Genomic DNA, 7,229 nt, shown 5'->3' with positions numbered 1-7,229 from the left:
CAGCAGGCGTCTCGAAGGACACGGCCGCCGCCTCAATCGATATGCGCGTCGGCGAAGATATCCTCGCCGGCCAGCCAGGCCTCGGCCGCGTCGGGCCGCGCCAGGGCGATGCCCAGGGCGGCGGCCAGGTCGAGCGGCGCATCCTCGTAGCCGGCGCGCTCCAGCCCCTCGACCATGCCGCGGGTCAATGCGCCGCCGATGGCGAAGGGGATCGGATAGCCGTCGATCTGGTAATCGACGCCGGTCTCGCGGATTTCCTGACGACAGGCTTCGGCGTCGAAGGAATTGAAGCTGCGGCAGATCAGCGGCCTGGCGTCATAGGCGACGCACTGGCCGTCCTGCAGCAGCGGACAGGCCTGGCGGAAGCGCCGCTTGGCGCTGCGGTCCAGCGGGGCCATCTGCGCCCGGCGCGCCTGGATGCGGGCGCGCAGCGTGGCGATGGCTTCCGGCGAAAAGCTGCTGCGGATGTAATGCGCCAGCCGCAGTACGGACAGCGAATCCGTCACCACGGGCAGATGGCAGCAATGGTCGCAGCCGGCGGTGCAGGCGATCTCGCGTTCCGGCGGCAGCGAGGGCAGCAGATGCAGGACGCCGCCATCATGGATATCGGCCGCCCCTTCCGCCAGCGCATAGACCATGGCCGGCGAGCGGTTCTGCGGCAACTGGCTGCAGCTGTCGCGGATCGCGCTGGACAGCTGGTCCAGCACATCCTTCATCGACGTGCTCATGCCTTTTCCGGCTCGACCTGCACGATGTCGGCGGTGCGCTGCATCTCCTCCCAGCGCTGGGTCAGGAATTCGCGGCCCAGCTTCACCATCGGCTTGCCGTCATAGGCGATGATGTCGGCGGTGGCGTAGGTCTCGCTCCATTTTTCCGGCAGGTAGGAGCCGGTGCCGATCACGTCGACCGGGGCCTCGGAGGCCGCCATCATGCGGCATTTGGCCGGGGAGAAGCCGCTGGAGGCGACGATCTTCACCTTGCGGAAGCCAGCCTTGTCGAGCTGTTCGCGCATATACCAGATGGCGGCGGCGGAAACACCGGTGCCGATCAGGTAGCGCAGCTCCTGCTCGGTGCGGTAGCCGCGGATCGCCTGCGGGCAATTGCGGTCCAGCACGGCATAGCTCTGCGCCATGTCCAGCCCCTCGACATGCCGGCCGCCATGGGTGTCGAGTCGCACGCCCAGCCGGCCGGCGGCGGCAAGGTCGGGGAAACGGCGGCAGACCTCCAGCGCGTCGGTGATCTCCTGGCCGTAATAATCGACCAGCACGGTCATCGGCTCCTCGGGGAAGGCTTCGTGCAGCATCTCGGCGGCGCGCACGGTGGAGCCGGCATAGCCGATCAGCGCGTGCGGCATGGTGCCCAGCCCCTGGGACTGGCCGAAGAAATGCGCCGTCGCGTCGGTCGCGTTACCGACGAAGCCGATGGCGCCGACCTTCTTCTTCGCCTTCTCCGAGCCGACGGAAGCGCCATAGGCCATCAGTTCCATCATCTCCTGCCCGGCGCAATGGCGCGCATCCATCGCCAGGAAGGCGACCTTCGGCAGGTCGGAGCAGACGGTGTAGGCGTTATAGGCGGCCACGCAGGCCGCGCCGATCTTCTGCAGGAATATCGTCTCCAGATCGACCAGGTGGAAGAAGGAGCCGGTGATGTACAGCATCGGATCGCCCGCGCCGACCCAGCTGCCTTCCTTGAAGTTCAGCTTGATGTCGAAGCTGGTGCCGCGCGCCTGGGCCACCGCGTTCAGCCAGTCGACCGCCAGGCGGGGGGCGAAGGTCACCGGGCGGCGCATGAAGACGCCATAGGTAACGCGGGCATCGCCGAAGCGGCGGACCACTTCCTTGCTTTTCAGGAAATATTTGTCGGTAAGCTGCGGGATCGCGTTCAGCTCGGGCTGCATCATCCTCCATGGCCGGCCGTTTCTACGACGGCGCCAACCATCTCCCTAAATGCTTGGCCCGCCCCGGCGAGACCGGGACGGGCCTGTTGCGCAACAGCTTACTGCGCCGCCTGGACCCGCCTGATGCTGGCCCGCGCTTCCTTCAGCTCCGCGGCCAAAAGGAAGGACAGTTCCAGCGCCTGCGAGGCATTGAGGCGCGGATCGCAATGGGTGTGGTAGCGATCCTGCAAGGCTTCCTCGGTGATCGCCTGGGCGCCGCCGATGCATTCGGTGACATCCTGGCCGGTCATCTCGAAATGCACGCCGCCGGCATGGGTGCCCTCGGCGCGGTGCACGTCGAAGAAGCGCCGCACCTCGGTCAGGATCTGGTCCACCGGCCGGGTCTTATAGCCGGTCGAGGATTTGATCGTGTTGCCATGCATCGGGTCGGACGACCAGACCACCTTGCGGCCCTCGCGCTCGACCGCGCGGATCAGCGGCGGCAGGTGCTTTTCCACCTTGTCGTGGCCCATGCGGGCGATCAGCGTCAGCCGGCCCGGCTCGTTCGCCGGGTTCAGCACGTCGATCAGCCGCAGCAGATCGTCGGTCGGCAGGCTGGGGCCGCATTTCAGGCCGATCGGGTTCTTCACCCCCCGGCAGAATTCAACATGCGCGCCGTCCGTCTGGCGGGTGCGGTCGCCGATCCAGATCATGTGGGCCGAGGTGTCGTACCAGTCGCCCGAGGTCGAATCGACGCGGGTCATCGCCTGCTCATAGGGCAGCAGCAGCGCTTCGTGCGAGGTGTAGAAATCGGTCTCGCGCATCTGCGGCACGCTGTCGGCGGTAATGCCGCAGGCCTCCATGAAGTCCAGCGCCTCGTCGATGCGGTCGGCGATCTCGGCATAGCGCTCGCCCTGCGGGCTGCGCTCCACGAAGCCCAGATTCCAGCGATGCACCGAATGCAGATCGGCGAAGCCGCCCTGGCTGAAGGCGCGCAGCAGGTTCAGCGTCGACGCCGCCTGGTTATAGGCGCGCAGCATGCGCTGCGGGTCGGGCTGGCGCGCGGCCTCCTCGAACTCCATGCCGTTGATGATGTCGCCCCGGTAGCTCGGCAGCGACACGCCGCCAATCTCCTCCGTGCCGGACGAGCGCGGCTTGGCGAACTGGCCGGCCATGCGGCCGACCTTCACCACCGGCACGGCGCCGCCGAAGGTCAGCACGACCGCCATCTGCAGCATCACCTTGAAGGTGTCGCGGATATTGTTCGGATGGAATTCCTTGAAGCTCTCGGCGCAATCGCCGCCCTGCAGCAGGAAAGCCTTGCCTTCCGACACCTTGGCCAGCGCCTTCGTAAGGTTCCGAGCCTCGCCGGCAAAAACCAGCGGGGGATAGACCGAAAGCTGCTGCTCGGCATCCTTCAGGGCTGCCTCGTCCGGATAGGCGGGCACCTGCTGGATCGGCATCGTGCGCCAGGACTCAGGCGTCCATTTCTCGGCCATCTTCAATACTCCCGCGGCGGAACGATCTCCGCTCCCATTCCATTCGTTTGCCGCACCAGCGGCACTTATCCACAAAGTGGGTTGTCCTGTTTAGCAGCGTCAAGCCAGCCATGCCAGAAAAACGGCATTTCCCGGGCGCAGGGCCGGCATGACGGGGCTGGCCTTGTAACGGATTCGACGCTCCGCGCGCATCTGCGGCAACATTCAACAAAGTGGTTGACTATCTGAGAGCACCCCATCATATTTAACCGTATGGTTGAATATCAAACTTCCCCACTCGACACCATCTTTCATGCCCTCGGCGATCCCACGCGGCGGCGCATGCTGCACGCGCTTGCCGGGGGCGAACGGACGATCAGCCAGCTCGCCGAACCCTTCGCCATCTCACTGGCGGCGGCGTCCAAGCACATCAAGGCGCTGGAAAAGGCCGGGCTGATCCGCCGCGAGGTGCGCGGGCGCACGCATCTGTGCCGCCTCGAACCCGGGCCGCTGGCCAGCGCGCATGAATGGCTCGGCTTCTATCAACGCTTCTGGACCGACCGGCTGGATGTGCTCGAACAGCTCCTCCGCGACGAGGATGCCCAGGCCGTCACCCCCGATTCCGCCACCCCTGATAAAGGAGACGAAAAATGACCGATACGATGACCCTGGATTCCTATGGCCGGCTGATCGAGCCGGCCACGCTGAAGATCCAACGCCTGCTGCCCGGCCCGATCGAGCGCATCTGGGATTATCTGACGGAAAGCGATCTGCGCCGGCAATGGCTGGCGGCCGGGGTCATGGGCCGGCAGCCCGGCACCAGCGTCGAATTCGTCTGGCGCAACGACGAACTGACCGATCCGCCCGGCCAGCGCCCGGCGGACATGTCCGAGGAACACCGGATGACCTGCACCATCATCGCGTGCGACGCGCCGCGCCGGCTGGTCATCACCTGGGGCGAGAAGCAGACCGGCGAGGTCGCCTTCGAGCTGGAGCGGATGGGCGACAAGGTGCTGCTGACCATCATCCACCGCCGGGTGCCCAATCATGACGTGCTGCTCAATGTCAGCTCCGGCTGGCATGCGCATCTGGACATTCTGGTGGCCCGCCTGGCGGGCACGCAACCGGCCCCGCATTGGGATCACTGGACCGGCCTGCGGGCGGAATATGAACGGCGCTTGCCGGCCTGAACGACAGCGTTGACACCCCTTCCCTCCCCCTATACCGTCCGGCGCGTCATTGGGGAGTAGCCGTCCCCCTTCGCCGCCCGGTCCAGTGGGCGGATGCATGAGGGGAGATCGCGTCAACAGACTTGCCGTACCGGTAACGGGGCGGCATGGCGCGAGAAGCCAGTCCGGTTTGGCGAGACCTTTGGCATCGACAGCCGCGAACCCGGGTCGGGCGGCGGGCTGACGATGTCGAAGCGCGTCCGCCGTCCGACCCTCGATGTTTTCAATGGAAGCCTTTCTCGTATCGACCGGTGTGGTCGCGCTCGCCGAGATCGGCGACAAGACGCAGCTTCTCGCCCTGCTTCTTGCCGTCCGGTTCCGCCAGCCCGTCGCGGTGCTGCTCGGCATTTTCGTCGCGACCCTCGCCAACCACGCGCTCGCCGGCATCTCCGGGGCCTGGATCGCCAGCCTGTTCGGGCCGGAAATTCTGCGCTGGATCATCGGCCTCTCCTTCCTCGCCGTCGCCGCCTGGATGCTCGTTCCCGACAAGCTGGACGAGGACGAGGCTCCGCGCTTCAAGGGCCGCAGCGCCTTCATGGCCTCGCTGATCGCCATGTTCCTGGTGGAGATGGGCGACAAGACGCAGATTGCCACCGTGGTTCTGGGCGCGCGCTTCGAATCGCTGCTCGCCGTCGTCGCCGGCACCACGGCGGGCATGATGATCGCCAACACCCCGGCCGTGCTGCTGGGCGAGGCCGCCGCCCGCCATGTGCCGCTGAAGCTGATCCACGGCGCCGCGGCGGCGATTTTCGCGGTCATCGGCGTCACCGTGCTGCTTGGCTTCGGCAGCCTGCCATGAGAGGCTAAGCCGCAGTAATCACTTTGCTTTACAAGTTGGAGAACCGGCATGGCCAGCTACCCCGAGGCGACCCCGACCCGCCAGGTCGATAATGAGCGCGTCTGCGTCACCGAATGGCGCTTTCCCCCGGGCCATGCCACCGGCTGGCACCGCCATGGCTACGATTACGTCGTGGTCCCGGCGACCGACGGCGTGCTGACCATCCAGGACAAAGACGGCAAGACCTTCGAAAGTCCGATCAAGCTGGGCCAGTCCTATTACCGCCAGTCCGGCGTGGAACACGACGTCATCAACCTGACCGACCGCGAGATCGTCTTCGTGGAGATCGAGTTCAAGACGCCGATGTGAGCATGCCGTCCCCCACCTCCCCCGCCGAGGCGCTGGCCGGGCTGTGGCGCCTCCTCGGACAGCCGGGCCAAGCGTTGGAACGGGCCGCGCTGACCGGGGCGGAGCCGGTCCTGCCCTCCTCCTTCGCGGTCGGCACGGCGGCGCAGGCCAGCATCGCCGCGGCGGCGCTGGCAGCGGCGGAGCTGTGGCGGCTGCGCACCCAGACGGTGCAGCAGGTCAGCGTGGACATGCGCCACGCCGCCGCCGAATTCCGCAGCGAGCGCTATCTGCGCGTCGACGGCCAACCCGCGCCGGAGCTGTGGGACAAGATCGCCGGGGCCTATCGTTGCGGCGATGGGGGCTGGGTGCGACTGCACACCAACTTCCCGCATCACCGCGACGGCGTGCTGGCGATCCTGGGCTGCGCCTATGAGCGCGATTCGGTGGCCAAGGCGCTGCTGCACTGGACGGCGGCGGATTTCGAGCAGCGCGCCGCCGAGGCCAACCTGGTCGTGGCCGCCATGCGCAGCTTCGCCGACTGGGACGCCCATCCGCAGGGCCGGGCGATAGCCGCCCTGCCGCTGCTGAGCCTGGAGAAGATCGGCGACGCCCCGCCCCGGCCCCTGCCGCCCGGCCGGCGGCCGCTCTCCGGCGTGAGGGTGCTGGAGCTGACGCGCATCATCGCCGGCCCGGTCGCCGGCCGCACGCTGGCCGCGCATGGGGCCGAGGTGCTGCTGGTCAACGCCCCGCATCTGCCGGCCATGGCCCCGCTGGCGATCGATACCGGGCGCGGCAAGCGCGCCGCCCATCTCGATCTGCGCGCGGCCGCCGACAAGGCGCGCTTCGCCGAATTGCTGCGCGGCGCGGATGTGCTGCTGCAGAGCTACCGCCCCGGCGGCATCGCCGATCTGGGATTCGGCCCGGAACAGGCGGCGGCGATCCGCCCCGGCATCGTCTATGTCAGCCTGTCGGCCTATGGGCATGACGGGCCGTGGGCCGGCCGGCGCGGCTTCGATTCGCTTGTGCAGACCGCCTCCGGCCTGAATGTCGCCGAGGCCGAGGCCGCCGGGATCGACGGGCCGAAGCCGCTGCCGGCGCAGGCGCTCGACCATGCCTCGGGCTATCTGCTGGCCTATGGCGCGATGGCGGCCCTGGCCCGCCAGGCGCAGGAGGGCGGCAGCTGGCACGTCCGCGTCTCGCTGGCCCAGACCGGCCACTGGCTGCGCGGCCTGGGGCGGATCGACGGCGGCCTCGCCTGCCCCGACCCGGATCTGGAGGATGTGCGCGACCTGCTGGAGGACAGCCCCTCCGGCTTCGGCCGCCTGACTGCCATGCGCCATGCCGGCCTGCTCTCCGACACCCCGCCGCGCTGGGATCTCCCCTCGGTGCCGCTAGGCACCCACGCGGCGCAATGGGCGGGGCAGGGCCGGCAATAAGAGCGTTCTGCTTTGCCCCGCCTTAAGCCGTCCACGCATCTGCCTGCTGGATATCCGTCGCGCAGGCTGAACCCTGGATTCCCG

The 7,229-nt window shown here is 67.7% G+C and carries 8 protein-coding genes; 5 read left to right on the top strand and 3 right to left on the bottom strand.

The genetic code is table 11. The annotated features are described in order from the left end of the window. Nucleotides 1–32: 32 nt before the first annotated feature. The 3 genes from AUP43_RS04345 to AUP43_RS04335 all read right to left on the bottom strand — a co-directional run bounded on the left by AUP43_RS04345 (nt 33) and on the right by AUP43_RS04335 (nt 3,375). Nucleotides 33–728 (bottom strand): YkgJ family cysteine cluster protein, encoded by a 696-nt coding sequence (locus AUP43_RS04345; RefSeq protein ID WP_067553132.1) that lies wholly within the window; start codon nt 726–728, stop codon nt 33–35. Further along, nucleotides 725–1,897, bottom strand: a complete 1,173-nt coding sequence (locus AUP43_RS04340; RefSeq protein ID WP_067553131.1) for a nicotinate phosphoribosyltransferase — start codon at nt 1,895–1,897, stop codon at nt 725–727. The genes AUP43_RS04345 and AUP43_RS04340 overlap by 4 nt, the downstream gene beginning before the upstream one ends. 98 nt (nt 1,898–1,995) lie before the next feature. Then, nucleotides 1,996–3,375 carry a class II 3-deoxy-7-phosphoheptulonate synthase gene (locus AUP43_RS04335; protein WP_067553129.1) on the bottom strand — a complete coding sequence of 460 codons (1,380 nt, stop codon included), beginning with the start codon at nt 3,373–3,375 and terminating at the stop codon, nt 1,996–1,998. A 252-nt stretch (nt 3,376–3,627) separates the two neighbouring features. Between AUP43_RS04335 and AUP43_RS04330 the strand changes: the two genes are divergently transcribed. The 5 genes from AUP43_RS04330 (at nt 3,628) to AUP43_RS04310 (ending at nt 7,145) form a co-directional block, all read left to right on the top strand. After that, on the top strand, nt 3,628–4,008 hold the full coding sequence (locus AUP43_RS04330; RefSeq protein ID WP_067553127.1) for an ArsR/SmtB family transcription factor: 381 nt from the start codon (nt 3,628–3,630) through the stop codon (nt 4,006–4,008). Continuing rightward, a complete protein-coding gene (locus AUP43_RS04325; RefSeq protein ID WP_067553125.1) occupies nt 4,005–4,544 on the top strand; it encodes an SRPBCC family protein in 540 nt (179 codons plus the stop codon). Before AUP43_RS04330 ends, AUP43_RS04325 begins: the two co-directional genes overlap by 4 nt. Before the next feature lie 265 nt (nt 4,545–4,809). Next, a complete protein-coding gene (locus AUP43_RS04320; RefSeq protein WP_067553123.1) occupies nt 4,810–5,382 on the top strand; it encodes a TMEM165/GDT1 family protein in 573 nt (190 codons plus the stop codon). A gap of 48 nt (nt 5,383–5,430) precedes the next feature. Further along, nucleotides 5,431–5,730 (top strand): cupin domain-containing protein, encoded by a 300-nt coding sequence (locus AUP43_RS04315; protein ID WP_067553120.1) that lies wholly within the window; start codon nt 5,431–5,433, stop codon nt 5,728–5,730. A gap of 2 nt (nt 5,731–5,732) precedes the next feature. After that, a complete protein-coding gene (locus AUP43_RS04310; RefSeq protein WP_067553118.1) occupies nt 5,733–7,145 on the top strand; it encodes a CoA transferase in 1,413 nt (470 codons plus the stop codon). Nucleotides 7,146–7,229: the final 84 nt, after the last annotated feature.

The organism is Oceanibaculum pacificum, from assembly GCF_001618175.1.
Lineage (GTDB): Bacteria > Pseudomonadota > Alphaproteobacteria > Oceanibaculales > Oceanibaculaceae > Oceanibaculum > Oceanibaculum pacificum.
This window is presented reverse-complemented; position numbering and strand designations above follow the sequence as displayed.